Source organism: Epilithonimonas sp. (assembly GCF_032054305.1).
GTDB lineage: Bacteria > Bacteroidota > Bacteroidia > Flavobacteriales > Weeksellaceae > Epilithonimonas.
Genome location: NZ_DAMBSX010000002.1, coordinates 438,727 through 457,873 on the forward strand (window position 1 = coordinate 438,727; position 19,147 = coordinate 457,873).

A 19,147-nucleotide genomic window follows, 5' to 3' on the forward strand; every position below is an offset into this window, starting at 1 on the left:
TTAATACAATTTATTTTATAAAATTAATATTTTTCCAGATAATAAATTAATAAGTCGATATTTGGCAAATCAATGACATTTTCTTTAAATATCTACATAAAAAATCCCCCGAAAATTCGAGGGATCCCATATATAATAAGAATTAAATATTAAGCTTCGTTAGAAGGATTTTGGCCTTCGCCTTCTGGCCTTCTGTTTCCTTCTGGTCGCGCAGGTCTATCAGATCTGTTTTGCCCTTCCGGTCTTGGACCTCTTTGCTCACCTTCTTTCTTTTCAGGTCTTGGTGGTCTTGGCAATAAAACTTTTCTAGAAAGTTTCATTTTTTTACGGTCATCATAACCCATGAATTTTACCTCAACTTCGTCACCTTCTTTGTAAGGAACTTTATCAAGACGAGCCCACTCTATCTCAGAAATATGAAGTAAACCTTCAGTACCTTTGGCAATCGCTACGAAAGCTCCGAAATCCATTACTTTCACTACTTTACCTTGGTAAACTTCGCCTACAACCGGTACAAAAGTAATTTCGTTGATTTTCGCAATCGCCTCGTTGATCTTCTCTCTGCTGACACCAGAAATTTCGATTCTTCCGATCTCTCCAATTTCTTCGATAGCAATAACAGTATCTGTATCTTTCTGCATCTGCTGAATTATTTTTCCACCAGGCCCGATCACAGCACCGATGAAATCTTTAGGGATTTCCATCATCACCATCTTAGGAGCGTGAGGTTTCACATCTTCTCTTGGTTCAGCAATAGTTTCAGTGATTTTATTCAGGATATGAAGTCTTCCATCTTTAGCTTGCAAAAGTGCTTTCTCCATGATGTCCATAGAAAGACCCTGGATTTTGATATCCATCTGACAAGCAGTGATTCCGTCCGCAGTTCCTGTTACTTTGAAGTCCATATCACCTAAGTGGTCTTCGTCTCCCAAGATATCAGAAAGTACAGTGAATTTCCCTGATTTCACATCAGTTACCAATCCCATTGCAATACCGGAAACTGGCTTATGGATTTGAACACCCGCATCCATCAATGCTAAAGTTCCTGCGCAAACCGTTGCCATAGAAGATGAACCATTTGATTCAAGAATATCAGAAACGATACGGATGGTATAAGGATTTTCTTCAGGAATCATATTCGCCAAAGCTCTTTGAGCCAGGTTCCCGTGACCAACTTCTCTTCTTGAAGTTCCTCTTAAAGGTCTAGCTTCACCTGTTGAGAATGGCGGAAAATTGTAATGAAGGAAGAATCTTTCGTCATAATTTACCATTACACTATCCACCATATTTGCATCTTTAACAGAACCAAGCGTTACAGCAGTCAAAGACTGAGTTTCCCCTCTTGTAAAGATTGCAGAACCGTGCGCTCCCGGTAAATAATCTACTTCGCTCCAGATTGGACGGATCGTTTGAGGATCACGACCATCAAGACGGATTTTGTCATTCAAAATCATCTGACGCATCGCCTCTTTTTCCACATCGTGGTAATATACTTTCACGAAAGGCGTTACTCTTTCCAACTCTTCTGCATTATCTACATATTGAGCTAAAAATTCTTCACGCACAGCCTTAAACTTCTCTGCTCTCTCTTCTTTGCTGGAAGGCGTTTTTGCTACTTCGTAAACTTTGTCATAAGTTTCTTTCCAAACTTTTTCACGGATGGCCTCATCGTGATTTTCGTGGTTATATTCTCTTTTAGGAAAAGATTTTCCAACTTTCGCTGCCAATCTTTCCTGAGCTTCTACTTGTTTTTTGATTTCTTCGTGAGCAAAAGTGATCGCTTCAAGCATTTCTGCTTCAGTGATTTCTTTCATCTCACCTTCCACCATTACGATAGAATCTTTAGTCGCTCCAACCATAATGTCGAGGTCAGAATTTTTAAGGTCCGCATAATTAGGATTGATAGAAAGTTTTCCATCGATTCTTACCACTCTCACTTCAGACATTGGTCCGTTGAAAGGAATATCCGTAATCGCGATTGCCGAAGATGCTGCAAGACCTGCTAGATCATCAGGAATCGACTGTCCGTCATAAGAAATCAACGAGATCATTACCTGAACTTCCGCATGGAAATCTTCAGGAAACAAAGGTCTCAAAACTCTGTCTACCAAACGCATCGTTAGAATTTCCTGGTCTGAAGGACGAGCTTCTCTTCTGAAAAAGTTTCCGGGGATTTTACCACCTGCATAGAATTTTTCTCTGTAATCTACCGTCAAAGGTAAAAAGTCTACACCAGGATTGGCTTCTTTGTTGGCTACAACTGTTGCTAAAAGCATTGTTCCGCCCATTTTTACTACAACAGATCCGTCTGCCTGTTTTGCCAGTTTCCCTGTTTCGATTGTGATTTCTCTGCCGTCTGCAAGAGTAATCAGCTCTGTAATTGCTTGAGGTGCACTCATAAATTGTTTTGTGTTGTACTCCGTATTGAGCACTTTAATTAATGTTTTCGTCTAAATTTTAGGTGCAAATTTAATGTATTTATTTGGATTTTAAATAAGTATTGAAAACTGGTATATTTTTAAACACTTAAGTCACTTTAGATCAAATGAACACTACAATTAAATAAGTTCACTTAAGCCGAAATCTTTGATTTTAAAAGCTTATTGCTCTTAAGTGACTTTATAATTAATTAGTTACTAAAATTTAAGTGTTCAAAAAATAGCCGCAAAAATTACTTTCTCGTAATTCTTAATAATAAAATTACAGTCAGGAAAACAGAAGATACAAATCCTAAAATTGCTACCAAAGACATTTCGCTTATCCTAGGTCCGGATTCTGAAACAAAAACAATTGCAGTTGCAATAATATTCGCACCAAGAATCATTGCTAAAATCAGATTAACAATACTGGATTTAATGAGGTTATTAGTTTTCTCAATATTTTTGATTTCACTTGAGATCGTGAATTTATTATCATCCAGTTTTTGAAGAACAGAACGCAGTTCTCTTGGGATTTCATCTACATTATCAGTGAAATTAATCACTTTATCCATTGCGTTTTTCAGAAGTTTTTTTGGACTTATTTTCTTGGATAATATTTTCTTGGTGTAAGGATGCAGGCTTTTAACGACATCCAAATCTGGATTAATGGTTCTGCCAACGCCTTCTATCAGACCAATTCCTTTAAACAATAGATAAAAATAATCCGGCATATAAAGCCTATTATCCTTCAAGACATCTTTCATTTTGTTGATGATGATATGTGGGTCAATGTCTTTCAGAGAAGTGCTGTGAACAAAATTCAGAACCTCATCCACATCATTTTCAAATTTCCTCTCATCCGGAATCTCATAACTGACTGCCATTTTCTTGAGAGAACGTACGATTTTATTAGAATTCTTTGAAACAAAAGCAACAATCAGGCTCTCAAGAATCTCCTTATCATTTGGCTGGATTTTCCCAACCGCACCGAAATCTATGAAAACCACCCGCCCATCTTTTTTAACCAAAATATTCCCAGCGTGCGGGTCGGCGTGGAAAAATCCGTAATCCAAAATCTGAGAAACAAAAAGCCTTAACCCAACTTCGGAAATCACAACTGGATTAATATCATTTTGTAAAAGCCCAGCTTTATCCGTGACTTTGACTCCGTCAATAAACTCCATACAAAGGACATTATTATTGGAAAATTCGTCATAGACAATCGGAACGTAAGTTTGTTTATTATTTTTAAAATTGACAGAGAATTGCTTGATATTATTTCTTTCATTAACCAAAGAAACTTCTTCCAGCAAAGACTTTTCGAACGTCGCGATGGCTTGTTTTAAATTGAGTTTAGAAGCAATTTCAGAATAATTTGAAATCAATTTTACCAAATCTTTTATCAACAATAAATCATCCTCAATAACGCTTAAAACATCCGGTTTTTTAATTTTCAAAATCACTTCTTCACCAGAAATCAAAGTAGCTTTATAAACCTGTGCAATAGATGCAGTTGCCAAAGGTTTGGAAATAATCTCGGAAAAATGTTCTTTCACTGAAATATTGAATTCATTCTCCAAAATTTCCTCAACATTCATTTCAACAACCTCCACTCGATCCTGAAGTTTTTGCAGTTCCTGAATCAGTTCCGGCGGAAGCAGATCTTCCCGATTGCTGAAAGTCTGTCCGAGCTTCACAAACGTTGGTCCTAACTCTTCCAAAACCAACCTGATTCTTTCATAAACCGTTCCTTTGGAAACAATTACAGAACTTTCTTCTGGTTTTTTACCCATTCTGGCAATAAAATCTTTGAATCCGTATTTGCTTAGAACAGAGATTAATTTGGCAGATCGTTTGAGTTTTCGTTGCTGTTTATCGAACATAATTTGATTTGAGTTTTAATTGTCCTCAAAAATTATTCCCTTTAAAATCTCTTCTTCTTTGGATTGAGAAACGTTGGAAAAACCATCACTTCTGGCCCGAATTTCTGTAAAATTCTTTCTTCTATATTTACCAGTTCGCTTTCCATAAACTGATCACGGATCTCGTCATTATCAAACAATAGAAAAAGGTTGGTATTCTTACCTTCATTCACCATATCAGAATGAACTTCCGAGAGAATATATTTCTCAACATCAATCAGATTTTCAACCATTTGATGCAAGTCATTTTCTACATACAAATTCCATTCTTCTATTCTTTCTTCAATTGTGTGAAATGTAATACTAAGGATACTCATATTTTTGATTTTTTATGATTAATGTTGATAAATTCAGAATGCAAAAATCGGTTTTTTTTTGTAAATTAGCCCGTTATAAAAAACAGAAAAACTTGAACGGTCAAAACCAATTTTAAAGTTTTGATTTACAATAAATTAAAAAATATTTATGCAAAAGGAAGGAGAAAGGTTAATACCGATCAACATTGTTGACGAAATGAGAACCTCCTATATCGATTATTCGATGTCGGTAATTGTATCAAGGGCTTTACCAGATGTAAGAGACGGCTTGAAACCAGTACACAGACGTGTTCTTTACGGTATGTACGGTCTTAATGTATTTTCTAACAGAAAACATTTGAAATCTGCAAGAATCGTTGGGGACGTTTTGGGTAAATATCACCCACACGGAGACAGCTCGGTTTATGATGCAATGGTAAGAATGGCACAGCCTTGGAGTTTGCGTTATGAGCAGGTTGACGGGCAAGGTAACTTTGGTTCTATGGACGGTGACCCGCCAGCAGCAATGCGTTATACAGAAGCAAGATTGAAGAAAATCTCTGACGAAATCCTCGCCGACCTTGACAAAGACACTGTTGATTTCCAAAATAACTTTGACGACTCTTTACAAGAACCAACTGTTCTTCCTACAAGAGTTCCCAACCTTTTGGTAAACGGAACTTCTGGTATCGCAGTTGGTATGGCAACGAATATGGCGCCTCACAATTTATCTGAAAGTATCGATGCCATCTGCGCATATATTGATAATAAAGAAATTACCATCGATGAGCTGATGAAACATATCATCGCTCCCGATTTCCCGACTGGTGGTATTATATATGGTTACGATGGTGTTCGTGACGCTTTTCATACAGGAAGAGGACGTATTGTTCTGAGAGCGAAAGTTGGTTTCGAAGAAATCGGAAACAGAAACGCAATTATTGTGACCGAAGTTCCTTATCAAGTGAACAAAGCAGAAATGATTGCCAGAACCGCGGAATTAGTAAAAGATGACAAACTTCCAGGAATTTATGAAATCCGTGATGAGTCTGATAGAACTGGTTTAAGAATAGTTTATGAATTAAAGAACGATGCGATACCAAACGTGGTATTGAATCTTTTATATAAATACACTTCTCTACAAACTTCTTTCTCAGTTAATAACATTGCTTTGGTCAAAGGAAGACCTTTACAATTGAATGTTAAAGATTTGATTTTACACTTTGTGGATCACCGTCACGAAGTAATTGTAAGAAGAACTGAATACGAACTAAGAAAAGCCAAAGAAAGAGCTCACATTCTTGAAGGCTTCATGAAAGTGATCGGAACTCAGGATTCTCTTGACAGGGCAATTGCTATCATCCGTCACAGCGAAAACCCTGCGGCTGCAAAAGAAGGATTAATTACGGAATTTGAACTTTCCGAAATCCAGGCTCAAGCAATTCTAGATCTTCGTCTAGCTCGTCTTACCGGAATGGAATTGGACAAAATCCGTGCTGAGTATGAAGAAATAATGGCTTTGATCAAAGATCTGGAAGATATTCTTACCAATGAACCAAGACGTTATCAGATCATCAAAGACGAACTCCTTGAGATCAAAGAAAAATATGGCGATGAAAGGCGTTCGGAAATCGATTATTCTGGTGGAGAATTCTCTATCGAAGACATTATTCCTGATGAAAAAGTAGTTCTGACTATTTCTCATGCTGGTTACATTAAAAGAACTCTTCTTTCTGAATATAAAGTTCAATCCAGAGGCGGTGTTGGAAACAGAGCCGCAACTACAAGAGATGAGGATTTCCTTGAATATATCGTAACAGCGACCAACCACGAGTATCTCCTATTCTTCACAGAAAAAGGAAAATGCTTCTGGCTAAGAGTTTTCGAAGTTCCAGAAGGTTCTAAAACTGCGAAAGGTAGAGCGGTTCAGAACTTAATCAATATCGAACCGGATGATAAAATCAAGGCTTATATTAGGACTAAAGACCTTAAAAATCAGGACTACATCAATCAAATGAATGTTGTGATGATCACCAAAAATGGAACCATCAAGAAAACATCTTTGGAAGCATACTCCAGACCAAGAACAAATGGTGTGAATGCCATCGAGATCCGTGATAATGATGCTTTATTAGGCGCAAGATTGACAGACGGAAATTCTGAGATCATGATTGCTACCAAAAATGGAAAATGTATCCGTTTCCCTGAAGAAAAAGCAAGAGCGGTTGGTAGAAGTTCAATTGGTGTAAGAGGTATTTCCCTTGAAGATAACGACGAGGTAATCGGAATGATTGTTGTAAACGATCTGGAGAATGATACTGTTCTAGTAGTTTCGGAAAGAGGTTATGGTAAGAGAACAGCTGTTGAAGACTATCGAGTGACAAACCGTGGAGGAAAAGGTGTTATCACCCTTAACATTACGGAAAAAACGGGTAATCTAATAGCTATTCAAAGCGTAACAGATGAAGACGGATTGATGATTATCAACAAATCTGGTGTTGCCATCCGAATGAATATGAACGAGATGCGTGTGATGGGTAGAAATACTCAAGGTGTGAAAGTAATCAATCTTAAAGCTAAGGACGAAATCGCAGCAATCGCTAAAGTTGAAATGGATAGAGATGTAGAAGATGAAAATGAAGAAGGTCTTGAAAACGATGAAAACAATCCTGAAACAACAGTAGACCAATCTCAAACAGAAGAAACGCAAAACAATTCTGAAAATGAAAATACGGAAGAATCTTCTGATAACGAATAAAAAAAATAAAAATTAACATATGAAAAGATTAATTTTAAGTTTAGCGCTCTTATCTGTAGCATTGATTTCTGCACAGAAAAAAGAAATCGCTAATGCTGTAAAAGCAGTTGATTCAGGTGACCTTGCAACTGCCAATTCAGAAATATCAAAAGCAGAAGGTATTTTTGGGGATAAGACCTATTTGTTGGAACCTTCCGTTCTTGAGCAATATTATTATGCAAAAGGTTTTTCATTACTTAAGTCCGGAAAAAATACAGAAGGTGCGGAATATCTTGCAAAAATTTCATCTTTAGGTAAAGAGCAAATCTTCACTGGAAAAGATGCTGAAAAAAATAAAGTTTATTTTGTAGGAAAAGAAGCAGCTGACAAATTTGGGGCCGGTCTGTCTTTGAAACAAGATAAATATGTACCTGCTTTGGGGGACAAATTAAGACAAGCCATTGATCCTCTTTTGAGAAAAGCGAACCAAACTGCAACGACAAGTTACAATGAGAAAAAATTTGATGTCGCCGGAGATAAATTTGCAGAAACTTACTATTTGTTCAAAGCGGCAGGCGAAGACAACAAAAATCTATTATACTATGCTGGTGTAGCTTATGCTCAGACTCCGGATAAAAAATCACAATCCATAGAGATCCTTGAGTCTTTGATCAAATCAGGTTATACAGGTGTAGAGACCATTTATACTGCAAAGAACAAAGCCGGAGAGAAGGAAACTCTTGACAAAGCAGCATTTGACCTATATAAAAAGACACCGGATGGCGCTGGTTATTCAGATTTCAAAACAGAAACGACACCCAGCAAACAAGAAGAATTATATGACGTGACAGCATCATTATTATTTGAACAACAGAAATATGATGAAGCTGGAAGAATCGCAGAAGAAGGATTGAAAAAATTCCCTAAAAATCAATCATTGGCACAGACACAAACCAACTCCTATTTCAAATCTGGAAAAACTGATGAGTTTGTAAGTAACTTAAAAGCAAAAATAGCTTCTAATCCAAATGACAAGGAAAGCTTGTACAACCTTGGGGTAATGCTGAGCAAAGATCCTGCGAAACAAGCTGAAGCAGAATCAACGTTCAAAAAGCTGGTAGATATTGACCCTAAATTTCCAAATGCATTGAATAATTTGGTATTTGCGATTCTTGGAGAAGATGAAATGGCAATTAACCAATATAGAGATCTGAAGAAAGCGGGGAAAATTGATGAAGCGAATAAAATCCTGGAGCAAAGAAGAGCAAGATTCCAAAAAGCACTGCCTTACGCAGAAAAACTTTATGCTAATGAACCCAACAACAAAGAAGTTGTAACCCTTCTAAAGGGAATGTATATGACGACACAAAATACAGCTAAGTATAACGAATTCAAAGCAAAAGAAACTGCAATGAAATAATTCAGAAAGAAGCCTAATGGCTTCTTTTTTACTTTTACAAAGCAAACTAAAAATGTATATTTGCTTATAATTTTTCAAATAACTTAATATGAAATTTTTTATCGACACAGCCAACCTGGACCAGATCAGAGAAGCACAAGATCTTGGAATTCTAGACGGCGTTACGACCAATCCCTCCCTAATGGCAAAAGAAGGAATCTCAGGAAAAGAAGCTATCAACAAACATTATGTTGATATTTGTAATATTTCTGATGGTGATGTTTCTGCAGAGGTTCTTTCTACCACTTATGAGGAAATGATCAAAGAAGGCGACGAATTGGCAGCCCTTCACGAGAGAATCGTGGTAAAGATTCCAATGATCAAAGACGGTGTAAAAGCTCTTAAATATTTTTCCGACAAAGGAATCAAAACCAACTGTACACTTATTTTCTCAGCAGGACAAGCATTGTTAGCGGCAAAAGCTGGTGCAACTTATGTATCTCCATTCTTGGGAAGACTAGATGATATTTCAGTGGATGGTCTTAATCTGATTGAAGAGATCAGAACCATTTATGACAACTATATGTTTGATACAGAAATCCTTGCGGCTTCCATCAGAAGTCCGATGCATATCATTAATTGTGCTAAGATCGGGGCGGACGTGATCACATCTCCTCTCCCATCAATCCTTAATCTACTTAAGCATCCGCTTACAGATTCCGGGTTAGCTCAGTTTGTAGCAGATTCTAAAAAATTAGGATAAACACACTAACCCAAAAAATAAAAACCGGAGTTTTGAAAATTCCGGTTTTTTTGTCTTCAAACAATTTATGAATTAAGTAAAAAGCGTTTCTTTCAGAAGATAAAGATTCAGAATTATAATAATTCCACTGATAGTCCAAGCCAAAACTTTGAGCCACATTTTATTCGCAAATTCGCCCATTTTGGCCTTGCTTCCAGTGAACATTACAAGCGGAACGACTGCAAAACTCAATTGCATAGACAGAATAACCTGACTGAAGACCAATAATTCTGCTGTTCCTTTTTCACCATAAAGAATTGAAATGATCAAAGCCGGGATAATGGCAATCAATCTTGTTATCAATCTTCGGACCCAAGGTTTCAATCTGATATTCAGAAAGCCTTCCATCACGATCTGACCGGCCAAAGTTCCTGTCAAAGTAGAATTCTGTCCCGAAGCCAACAATGCAATTCCAAAGAAAATACTTGCCAAAGTAGTTCCCAGAAGCGGTGTTAACAGCATATAAGCATCATTGATATCGGCTACATCTTTGTTTCCGGAAGTATGGAAAGTGGCCGCGGAAATAATCAAAATAGCTGCATTGATAAAAAAAGCCAACATCAAAGATAAACCACTGTCCCAACTGGCAAACTTCAAAGCTTCCTTTTTACCTTCAGTTGTTCTGGGATAATTTCTAGTTTGAACAATACTACTATGCAAATAAAGATTGTGAGGCATCACCGTAGCTCCCAAAATCCCGATTGCAATATACAACATGGATGGATTGGTAACGATTTCTTTCTTAGGGATCAAACCTTGCAAAAGTGGAAAAATATCAGGTTTACTTAGAATTATTTCGTAGAGAAATGATGCGAAAATCACAAATATCAATCCTCCAACTATACTTTCTATATACCTGAAGCCTCTCGATTGTAAGAACAAAATTAGAAAAACATCGATCACTGTAATCACAACTCCAACACTCAACGGGATTCCAAATAAGAGATTAAGTGCAATGGCGGAACCGATAACTTCTGCTAAATCACAAGCAGCAATCGCAATCTCGCAAAAAATCCAGAGAATAAAATTGACACTGGGGTGAAAATGGTCTTTACAAGCCTGTGCTAAATCACGTTCTGCAACAACACCTAATTTTACAGACAAATGTTGCAACACAATCGCAAATAAGTTTGAAATTAAAATGACAGAAAGCAGTGTATATCCAAACTGCGCTCCACCGGCAATATCCGTCGCCCAATTTCCCGGGTCCATATAACCAACGGCAACAAGCAATCCTGGCCCAACATAAGCCATAAATTTTTTCCAAGAACTTGCATTTTCCGGAACATTGATACTAGAGAAAACTTCGTGAAGAGAGTTTGAACTTTTATTTTTTCTCCAGCCTTTATTAATATCAGAATTATTCAAATAAATCTCATTGTTAGATTAGACTAACAAATTTAACAATAGTTTTCTTAACTCACAATAAGACAATAAAAAAACTGCCAAATCTTGGCAGTTTATATTAATTCGAAATTATATTTTTTACTTTACAAATCTTACAGCTGTTTTTCTGTCAGATTCTCTTTCTTTATCAGAAGCTTCAGCAGGAACTTTTGCAAATTTAGAACCATACCCATTTGCTTCTATAATTTGAGAAGAATTGATTGCAGATTTCACAACATTTGCTCTTTCACCTGACAATTTCAAATTCACAGCTTCATCGCCTTTTTTATCTGTATAGGCTCCTACTTTGATTTTAGCATCTGGAAACTCGGCTAAGATTAATTTAAGATTATCCAACTGAACTTGAGACTCTGGCGTCAACACAGCTTTCCCAAATTCGAAATTAAGATTATCAAAATTGAACCATTTATCTTTCAATTGTGCTTCTGTAGCATTTTTATAATCATCAGATTTAAGGAAAGTAACGATCTGGTCTTCAATTCCACCTTTGTAAGCTTGTAGCGTTTTTCCACTTGGTAAAGTAACCACTGTAGTTTCCTTAGTCACAGCAACTGTATCACCAGCAGCATTGGCAGAATCTACAATTACTGTTGTAGAATCTGTTGTTGCGACAGGCGCAGGTTCTGCTTTTTTATTACATTGTTTCCAGAAAAACCATCCTAAAAGCAACAATAAAAGTAATGGCAACAACCATTTCCAGATACTTCCCCCTGAATCTTTATCAGAAACAATCTCGTGAGTAGTTCCGCTTCTTGTCACATCGATTTTTGGAGTTTCCACAACTGGAACATCCTGAACTTCATTAGCTGGTGTATTCGGTGGAATATTGACTTTCTCTTGATCAGTCCCAAACCAATTTCCTAAACCTAAAGCCCCTAAACTAAATCCCGCAGGCAATAAGGAATAAAGAAAACCTTTTTGGTCATTCAAAAGATTTCCAAAAGAAGAGATATCAATATTATTATCATTGATATATTTTCCCAAACTTCCAGCAGTAGCTCCAGTAACTAAATTTAAAACTGCATTTGTAGAATCATTACTAATTCCTGCAAAATTGGATACAGAACTTGTTAGCGCAGCTTGTTTATCCCCGCCTCCAAAAATTAAAGTTAGAATTTTCGAGATTAAAGAATCTTTACCTCCAATATTCCCTGCAAGACTTGATAATGCACCCGAGGAAGCTATTTCTTTCAGTGTTGTAAAAATGTCTGATTGTGCATTAGAATTCGCAAAACCACCGACAACTGCCGGCAATAAGGCCGAAATAGCTTTAGAAATTCCTGACTCACTTTCCCCAAGTTGAGTAGCAGTTTGAGACACAACGCTAGGTCCCAATTGGTCTTTGATAAGATTGATTAGATTAACTGACATAATAGTTTATTTTTTGTGATTGATGTTTGTAATATTACCAAATATTAATCCACATTATTTGATCATTAATAATTTTAATAAAACTTTAACAGAGTCATATTTAACTTTCAATAATTATTTTAGATAAATATTATTAAGACCAATAAAAAAAATCCGAAGAAATAATTCTCCGGATTTAATGTATGTAATAAAAATTCAAGCTTAATATGACTTTGCAAAGACCACTCTTTGTTTGGATGGTTTTCCTGATATTAATGAAACTCCATCTTCCAACTCGTTATCCAAAGGAATACATCTGATCGTAGCTTTTGTTTCTTGTTTGATCTGTTCTTCTTCTTCTTCAGTTCCATCCCAATGCGCAAGAATAAAGCCTCCTTTCTCTTCCAAAACCTGCTTGAACTCTTCATAAGAATCAACTTTTGTGATATTCTCTTCACGGAAAGTCAAAGCTTTGTTATAAATATCTTTTTGGATTGTTTGAAGTAATTCTTCGATATAATTTTCCAATCCATCGATTGAAACAGATTCTTTCGTCAAGTTATCTCTTCTAGCCAATTCTACAGTTCTATTTTCCAAATCTCTTGGTCCCATTGCAATCCTCAAAGGAACACCTTTCAATTCGTACTCAGCGAATTTCCAGCCCGGTTTGTTTTGAGTATCATCATCAAACTTCACAGAAATTCCTTTCGCTCTCAATTTGGTCTGAATATCCAAAGCCACTTCACTGATCTGAGCCAATTGTTCTTCACCTTTGAAAATAGGGACAATCACCACTTGGATCGGCGCCAAAGTTGGAGGCAAAACCAAACCTAAATCATCTGAGTGAGTCATAATCAAAGCTCCCATCAATCTTGTAGATGTTCCCCAAGATGTTCCCCAAGCATGCTCTATTTTCCCTTCTCTTGTTGTGAATTTCACATCAAAAGCCTTTCCGAAATTCTGCCCAAGGAAATGCGAAGTTCCAGCCTGCAATGCTTTTCCGTCCTGCATCATAGCTTCGATACAGTAAGTTTCATCTGCTCCAGCAAATCTTTCCGAAGGTGATTTGATTCCTCTGATAACCGGAATTGCCATAAAGTCTTCTGCAAATTTTGCATAAACTTCGATCATTTTTTCAGTTTCTTCTATTGCTTCATTTTTTGTAGCATGCGCAGTATGTCCCTCTTGCCAAAGGAATTCGGCAGTTCTCAGGAACAATCTTGTTCTCATCTCCCATCTTACAACATTCGCCCATTGGTTGATCAAAATCGGCAGATCTCTATAAGATTGGATCCAGTTTTTATATGTATTCCAGATAATTGCTTCAGAAGTTGGACGTACAATTAACTCTTCTTCCAATTTAGCTTCCGGGTCAACAATCAATTTCCCAGGATTATCTGGGTCATTTTTTAATCTGTAATGTGTTACGACAGCACATTCTTTGGCAAAACCTTCCGCATTTTTTTCTTCAGCTTCAAACAGGCTTTTGGGAACAAAAAGAGGAAAATAAGCGTTCTGATGTCCAGTTTCTTTGAACTTTTTGTCCATCTCGTCACGCATTTTTTCCCAAATCGCGTAACCATAGGGTTTGATGACCATACATCCTCTAACGCCAGAATTCTCTGCTAAATCCGCTTTAACAACCAATTCATTATACCATTTGCTATAATCTTCTGCTCTTGATGTTAATTTTGCCATAATTTTTTTTGATATGATTTTAACTTTTTTAACTTTTCTCAATCTAAATAAAAAGCCTAATTTTACACGTATTTAATAGAATTTAAATGGTATAAGATTTGGTTTCATTAAGAAATGCAAATATAGGAAACTTAATACTTCTCATAAAATGAAAAATATCAACAATACAAGCTTATTCAATTTCATCAAATCAAAGGGTTTGATATTGATTTCCAGCAGTTTTCTATTGACTTCTTGTGTAATCTACACAGGTGGTTACTCAGAGACCGATGGTGTGTATTATGACCCTAACAAAGATTCTCTTCCTGCGGGTTCATATTCTGGAAATTATGGTAATCAGGTTGATGATTATTATAACTATCAAGATACCTATCCAAGTATCTATGACAACAATCAACAAAACATCCAAGATCAACAAAATAGATATAGCCTAAGCAGTGATTCTGATTGGGGGACTTTCACAGGTTCAGAGACCAACTATACCAGTTTTAATAATTGGGGCTGGGGCGGAGGTTTCGGCTGGGGTGGCTGGGGCTATCCTAACTATGGCTGGGGTTGGAACGGCGGCTTCAATTCTTTTGGCTGGGGCATGGGCTTCGGTTGGGGATGGGGAAGCTCATTCTATTCACCTTGGGGATGGGGAGGTTTTTATGACCCATTCTGGGGATATGGCTATGGCGGCTGGGGAGGTTATTATGGAGGATTCTACGGTTCGCCATATTATGGAAATGGCTTTTACAGACCTGCATACCACAGATCAGGAGCTAATGGCAGTAGATTAGGCGGAATGCTACCTCAAGGTAATAATGGCAGAAATAACGGACTTAGAGGAATCAACAGTACTGCGGGATTCAGAACGCCACGAAACATTGCGGGAATCGATAATGGAAATATTAGAAATAATAACAACAATATTAGAATTCCTAACAATGCCGGAGGTGGAAGAAATCCAAATATTATCAATAATGGCGGCGTAAGACAATATCCAAATAATGGTGGAATCAGAAATCAATCAAACTATCCTAACAATGGTGGCGTAAGACAGCAAAATAATGGAGGTTTCAGAAATGATTCCTATAATGCGCCTACAAGATCAGGAGGTAACTCAGGAGGTTTCAATTCTGGTGGTGGAATGAGATCCGGAGGTTCTTCTGGTGGCGGAATGAGATCAGGCGGTGGCGGAAGAAGATAATCATGATTTTAAATTATAATATTTCATATTAAAATGATAAAAAAGACTTTATTACTGTTAAGTATTCCTGTTTCTGTTGTCTATTTCAAAGCGCAGGATGTATCGGTAATTACTAATACTGCTGATGTTTATTCCGGAAATCCAATTAATGGAACTGCCAAGTATAATTCGATGGCAGGATCTATGGGTGCTTTAGGTGGTGATATTTCATCCGCAAGCGTGAACCCTGCCGGTATCGGAGTTTTTATTGCTAGTGATGTTAATCTTACACTTGGAATCAATAGCAATAAGAATAAAACAACTTTTGGAGGTAATTCATCCAACTATACTATCAACAAAACTGACCTTAACAATAGTGGCGGTGTCTTAACAATAAATCTTGGAGATACAACAAATTCCAAATGGAAATTTATCAATATCGGAATCAATTATTCTACACAATCTATAGATAATTATGTAGAATCTCGGGGGAATCAAAATATTCAAATTGCAAGTACTCCAACAGAAACCATCAATTCTTCCAATTATACATTAGCAGGACATTGGTATGATAGATATGGCGATATTTCCAAAACCAGTTTTACTGTTGGTGCCAACTATGACAACAGGTTATATTTTGGAGCAGGTCTTAATTTCCACAATTCTTATATCAATCAATATGATTCTGCCAACTTTGGAAATGGAAATAGTTTAATAAGATTCGATAAACAATTTACAGATTTCGAAGAAAAAGCTGACGGATTTTCTGCTAACATTGGTGTTATTGCAAAACTAAACAATCAATTCAGATTAGGCGCTGCGATAGAAACACCTACGTGGTGGAATATGGATAGGTATTACAACGAATATTATCTTAATAGTAATCTATATGACAGAAATTATGAGGATAGAAAATTATCAACTCCTATGAAAGCAAGCATCAGTGCTGCTTTTGTTCCGAGTAAGAATTTTGCATTGAATGTCGACTTCATCCAGGGAATCACAAAACCAAAGTATAAAGAATATGGAGATGCGGAAGCTGAACTCAATGATTTCTTCAAAGAGACTTATAAAAATTCTTCAGAAGTCAGAATAGGTGCGGAATATAGAATCATGGATTTTCGTCTAAGAGGTGGATATGCTTATCAGGGAAATAGTTTTGATAATATGTCAACACTTAGTTATAATGATAACGGCTCTGCTTCCAACCAATCGTACTCCGATCTTTTTGTTGGAAAAAGAAATATCATCGGTGCAGGTATTGGTTATGATTTCAAAGCTTTCTACATAGATGCTTCTTATCAGAATATAACCTCAACATATTCTAGTCCATTTCTGTTTGGTAAACTAATAACCACAGATGAAGGAACATATTCTTCCGGATATTATTCTCCAAATGGAACGGAATTATTAAGTGACGCAGAAGCTGTTTCAAAAGTAAAAAATACCAAAAGTAATTTCTTCATCACGCTTGGTTGGAAATTCTAACATCTCAAAAACTTATAAAAAAAATCCTACAAAAGTTAATTTGTAGGATTTTTCATTTTATTTTTGATTAATTTCTTCCGCTTCTTCCATCAGTTTGAGATAAGTAATATATCTAGTCTCCTCTATTTCTCCAGTTTCCAGGGCTGCAACAACTGCACATTTTGGTTCGTTGATATGCATGCAATTATGATATTTGCAATCTCTGCCTTTTTGGAATATCTCTGGGAAATAATGCTGGATCTCTTCTTTTTCAACGTCTATCATAGCAAATTCGCGCACACCTGGCGTATCGATAACCGACCCACCAAAATCCCAAAAATGCATCTGAGCGAATGTTGTTGTATGCTTTCCTTTGAGTACGGACTCTGATATCTCACCTGTTCTGATATGAAGGTTTGGTTGCAGTGCATTCACCAATGTTGATTTTCCACAACCCGAATGCCCGAAGAAGACAGACGTTTTATCTTTTATCTTATCAATTAAAAAATTAAGATTAAGTTTTGTGTAAGAAGAAATATTCAACGTATCATAACCGATATTCTGATACATAGCTTCGATGTTCTTTACAATATCTTTCTCTTCATTATTCAAAGTATCCATTTTATTGAATAAGATCAAGGGCAAAATGTTGTATGCCTCACAACAAGCAAGAAATCTATCCAAGAATCCCAATGACGTTTCAGGAAATTTTAAAGTGTAGATAAAACACGCAACATCAACATTAGAAGCGATAATATGGGCTTCTTTGGAAAGATTGACCGATTTTCTGATCAGGTAGTTTTTCCTTGGAAAAATCTTGGTGATCCAAGCTACATCATCTTGTTCCAATGAAAATTCGACTTCATCTCCTACTGCAAGAGGATTTGTAAGCCTGGTTTTTATTAATTTGAATTTTCCGCGAATCCTGGCCTCATAGATCTGCTTTGTCTCAGATTCCAAAACCTGATACCAGCTTCCTGTGGATTTGATGATAATTCCTTTCAAACAGTAGAATTTTAGTATTTGGCAAATTTAGAAATTTAAAATTAGCATCTACAAAAAAAGAAGCCAATAATAGCTTCTTTTCTTTTTTCTCAATCAGAAAGACTACTTGTCAATCATAATATGATTTTGAACCTCGATACTTTCTTCATGGATCGCTTTGAAAACTTTTTCTATGAATTCTTGTGACATTCCTGTTTCAAAAGCTTTCTGAGTAGCATATTCTGTGATTATCTTCCAACGTTCCGGTTGAAATATCGCAATATTATTTTCCTTTTTCAATTTTCCGATTTTTTCAGAAACCCTCATTCTCTGAGAAAGCAATTCTATTAATTGGAAATCCATGTCACTGATCAGCGTTCTGTGTTTCCCCATTTCGTCCTCGTATCCGGAAATGTCAGAGTTACGAACTTGAAGATTATTGATCATTTCAGCCAAAACTTCAGGCGTGATCTGCTGAGAAGCATCGCTCCAGGCATTATCCGGATCGCAGTGGCTTTCGATGATAGCACCTTGATAACCAACATTGAACGCCTCTTGGGCAACACCTGCCAAACCTGTTCTGTTTCCACAAATATGTGAAGGATCAATGAATAATGGGATATTTGGAAATTGATTTTTAAAATCCAGGGCAATCTGCCAGTTCGGGATATTTCTATATTTGGTTTTTTGATAAGTTGAGAAGCCTCTGTGAATTGCACCGATATTTTCCACGCCTTGACCTAATAATCTTTCCAAAGCACCAATCCAAAGTGCCAGATCTGGATTAACTGGATTTTTAACCAAAACAGGTTTATTAGTTCCTCTCAAAGCCTGCGCAATTTCCTGAACTGTAAATGGGTTAACTGTAGAACGTGCTCCAATCCAAAGGATATCTACATCTGCTTCCAAGGCAGCAAAAACGTGGTGAGCATTAGCAACTTCAGTTGCTGTTTTGAATCCGAACTCTTCTTTTACTTTCTTTAGCCAGTTAAGACCAATTACCCCTACCCCTTCGAAACCATTGGGCTTTGTTCTTGGTTTCCAGATTCCGGCACGGAAGGCGGAGATCTCTGCATTGCTTTCTTTCAGCCTTTTTGCTGTTTCCAGCATTTGAGATTCACTTTCTGCGCTACAAGGTCCTGCGATGATCATTGGATTTGCAAAGTCATTGATCCAATCGTTCTTCAATTCATTAAGGTTCATATTTTAAATTTATATATTTTAAATTAATTCAATAGTATATCTGTTATAAATCCTGATTTATAATTCTTTTCCAAAAAAATAACGTTTAAAGTTTTAAATGAGTCGCAGAAACCTGAATATTCCCGCAATTTTTTGAGAAAGAAATTTAGTTAGCTAAACCAATAAAATCGGTAATAGTTTCTGAAATTTCTGTGATAAGTTCCAAAAAAGCTAAACAATCTGTCCCAATAAAAGACAGATGCTGTAGTGGAGAAATATGGAAATTTGTTCGATTCCATTTTTGTAAATCCT

Annotated in this window: 13 protein-coding genes; 5 read left to right on the forward strand and 8 right to left on the reverse strand. The window is 36.5% G+C overall.

Translation table 11 applies throughout. From position 1 onward, the window contains the following. Positions 1-149: 149 nt before the first annotated feature. The 3 genes from RTX21_RS05985 to RTX21_RS05995 all read right to left on the reverse strand — a co-directional run bounded on the left by RTX21_RS05985 (position 150) and on the right by RTX21_RS05995 (position 4,659). A complete protein-coding gene (locus RTX21_RS05985; protein ID WP_312765981.1) occupies positions 150-2,399 on the reverse strand; it encodes a polyribonucleotide nucleotidyltransferase in 2,250 nt (749 codons plus the stop codon). 272 nt (positions 2,400-2,671) lie between these two features. Continuing rightward, the gene (locus RTX21_RS05990; RefSeq protein ID WP_312765983.1) at positions 2,672-4,303 is read right to left on the reverse strand and encodes an AarF/UbiB family protein; all 1,632 of its coding nucleotides are present in this window, start codon (positions 4,301-4,303) and stop codon (positions 2,672-2,674) included. Between the two features lie 41 nt (positions 4,304-4,344). Then, positions 4,345-4,659 carry a DUF4286 family protein gene (locus RTX21_RS05995; protein ID WP_312765984.1) on the reverse strand — a complete coding sequence of 105 codons (315 nt, stop codon included), beginning with the start codon at positions 4,657-4,659 and terminating at the stop codon, positions 4,345-4,347. A gap of 148 nt (positions 4,660-4,807) precedes the next feature. On the opposite strand from RTX21_RS05995, the gene gyrA reads away from it, so the two are divergent. From gyrA to fsa, 3 genes are all read left to right on the forward strand, one after another. Beyond that, positions 4,808-7,396, forward strand: coding sequence for a DNA gyrase subunit A (gyrA, locus tag RTX21_RS06000; RefSeq protein WP_312765985.1), 2,589 nt, complete (start codon positions 4,808-4,810; stop codon positions 7,394-7,396). 19 nt (positions 7,397-7,415) lie between these two features. Next, complete coding sequence (locus tag RTX21_RS06005) at positions 7,416-8,795, forward strand: hypothetical protein (RefSeq protein ID WP_312765987.1); 1,380 nt, start codon at positions 7,416-7,418, stop codon at positions 8,793-8,795. 88 nt (positions 8,796-8,883) lie between these two features. Then, positions 8,884-9,537 carry a fructose-6-phosphate aldolase gene (gene fsa, locus RTX21_RS06010; protein WP_027383794.1) on the forward strand — a complete coding sequence of 218 codons (654 nt, stop codon included), beginning with the start codon at positions 8,884-8,886 and terminating at the stop codon, positions 9,535-9,537. Between the two features lie 72 nt (positions 9,538-9,609). Here the strand turns inward: fsa and RTX21_RS06015 are convergent, their stop codons facing one another. From RTX21_RS06015 to proS, 3 genes are all read right to left on the reverse strand, one after another. Then, entirely contained in the window at positions 9,610-10,944 is a 1,335-nt protein-coding gene (locus RTX21_RS06015) for an Nramp family divalent metal transporter (protein WP_312765988.1), read from the reverse strand. A gap of 117 nt (positions 10,945-11,061) precedes the next feature. After that, positions 11,062-12,354 carry an OmpA family protein gene (locus RTX21_RS06020; RefSeq protein WP_312765989.1) on the reverse strand — a complete coding sequence of 431 codons (1,293 nt, stop codon included), beginning with the start codon at positions 12,352-12,354 and terminating at the stop codon, positions 11,062-11,064. Between the two features lie 201 nt (positions 12,355-12,555). Next, entirely contained in the window at positions 12,556-14,031 is a 1,476-nt protein-coding gene (proS, locus tag RTX21_RS06025) for a proline--tRNA ligase (protein WP_312765990.1), read from the reverse strand. Positions 14,032-14,179: 148 nt separating this feature from the next. Here proS and RTX21_RS06030 point away from each other — a divergent pair, with 148 nt between their 5' ends. After that, complete coding sequence (locus tag RTX21_RS06030) at positions 14,180-15,223, forward strand: prolyl-tRNA synthetase (RefSeq protein WP_312765994.1); 1,044 nt, start codon at positions 14,180-14,182, stop codon at positions 15,221-15,223. 33 nt (positions 15,224-15,256) lie between these two features. Next, positions 15,257-16,690: a hemin receptor gene (locus tag RTX21_RS06035; protein WP_312765995.1), complete on the forward strand. Its 1,434-nt coding sequence runs from the start codon at positions 15,257-15,259 to the stop codon at positions 16,688-16,690. Positions 16,691-16,747: 57 nt separating this feature from the next. Here the strand turns inward: RTX21_RS06035 and rsgA are convergent, their stop codons facing one another. Beyond that, the gene (rsgA, locus tag RTX21_RS06040) at positions 16,748-17,674 is read right to left on the reverse strand and encodes a ribosome small subunit-dependent GTPase A (protein WP_312765996.1); all 927 of its coding nucleotides are present in this window, start codon (positions 17,672-17,674) and stop codon (positions 16,748-16,750) included. 102 nt (positions 17,675-17,776) lie between these two features. Continuing rightward, positions 17,777-18,856, reverse strand: a complete 1,080-nt coding sequence (locus RTX21_RS06045) for a chorismate mutase (RefSeq protein ID WP_312765998.1) — start codon at positions 18,854-18,856, stop codon at positions 17,777-17,779. Positions 18,857-19,147: the final 291 nt, after the last annotated feature.

What these genes read in the sequence shown, in the direction of transcription:
- RTX21_RS06045 (WP_312765998.1), bottom strand. Translation starts at nt 18,856, where the DNA reads ATGAACCTTAATGAATTGAAGAACGATTGGATCAATGACTTTGCAAAT.
- gyrA (WP_312765985.1), top strand. Translation starts at nt 4,808, where the DNA reads ATGCAAAAGGAAGGAGAAAGGTTAATACCGATCAACATTGTTGACGAA.
- RTX21_RS06005 (WP_312765987.1), top strand. Translation starts at nt 7,416, where the DNA reads ATGAAAAGATTAATTTTAAGTTTAGCGCTCTTATCTGTAGCATTGATT.
- RTX21_RS06030 (WP_312765994.1), top strand. Translation starts at nt 14,180, where the DNA reads ATGAAAAATATCAACAATACAAGCTTATTCAATTTCATCAAATCAAAG.
- RTX21_RS05990 (WP_312765983.1), bottom strand. Translation starts at nt 4,303, where the DNA reads ATGTTCGATAAACAGCAACGAAAACTCAAACGATCTGCCAAATTAATC.
- RTX21_RS05985 (WP_312765981.1), bottom strand. Translation starts at nt 2,399, where the DNA reads ATGAGTGCACCTCAAGCAATTACAGAGCTGATTACTCTTGCAGACGGC.
- RTX21_RS06020 (WP_312765989.1), bottom strand. Translation starts at nt 12,354, where the DNA reads ATGTCAGTTAATCTAATCAATCTTATCAAAGACCAATTGGGACCTAGC.
- fsa (WP_027383794.1), top strand. Translation starts at nt 8,884, where the DNA reads ATGAAATTTTTTATCGACACAGCCAACCTGGACCAGATCAGAGAAGCA.
- RTX21_RS05995 (WP_312765984.1), bottom strand. Translation starts at nt 4,659, where the DNA reads ATGAGTATCCTTAGTATTACATTTCACACAATTGAAGAAAGAATAGAA.
- proS (WP_312765990.1), bottom strand. Translation starts at nt 14,031, where the DNA reads ATGGCAAAATTAACATCAAGAGCAGAAGATTATAGCAAATGGTATAAT.
- RTX21_RS06035 (WP_312765995.1), top strand. Translation starts at nt 15,257, where the DNA reads ATGATAAAAAAGACTTTATTACTGTTAAGTATTCCTGTTTCTGTTGTC.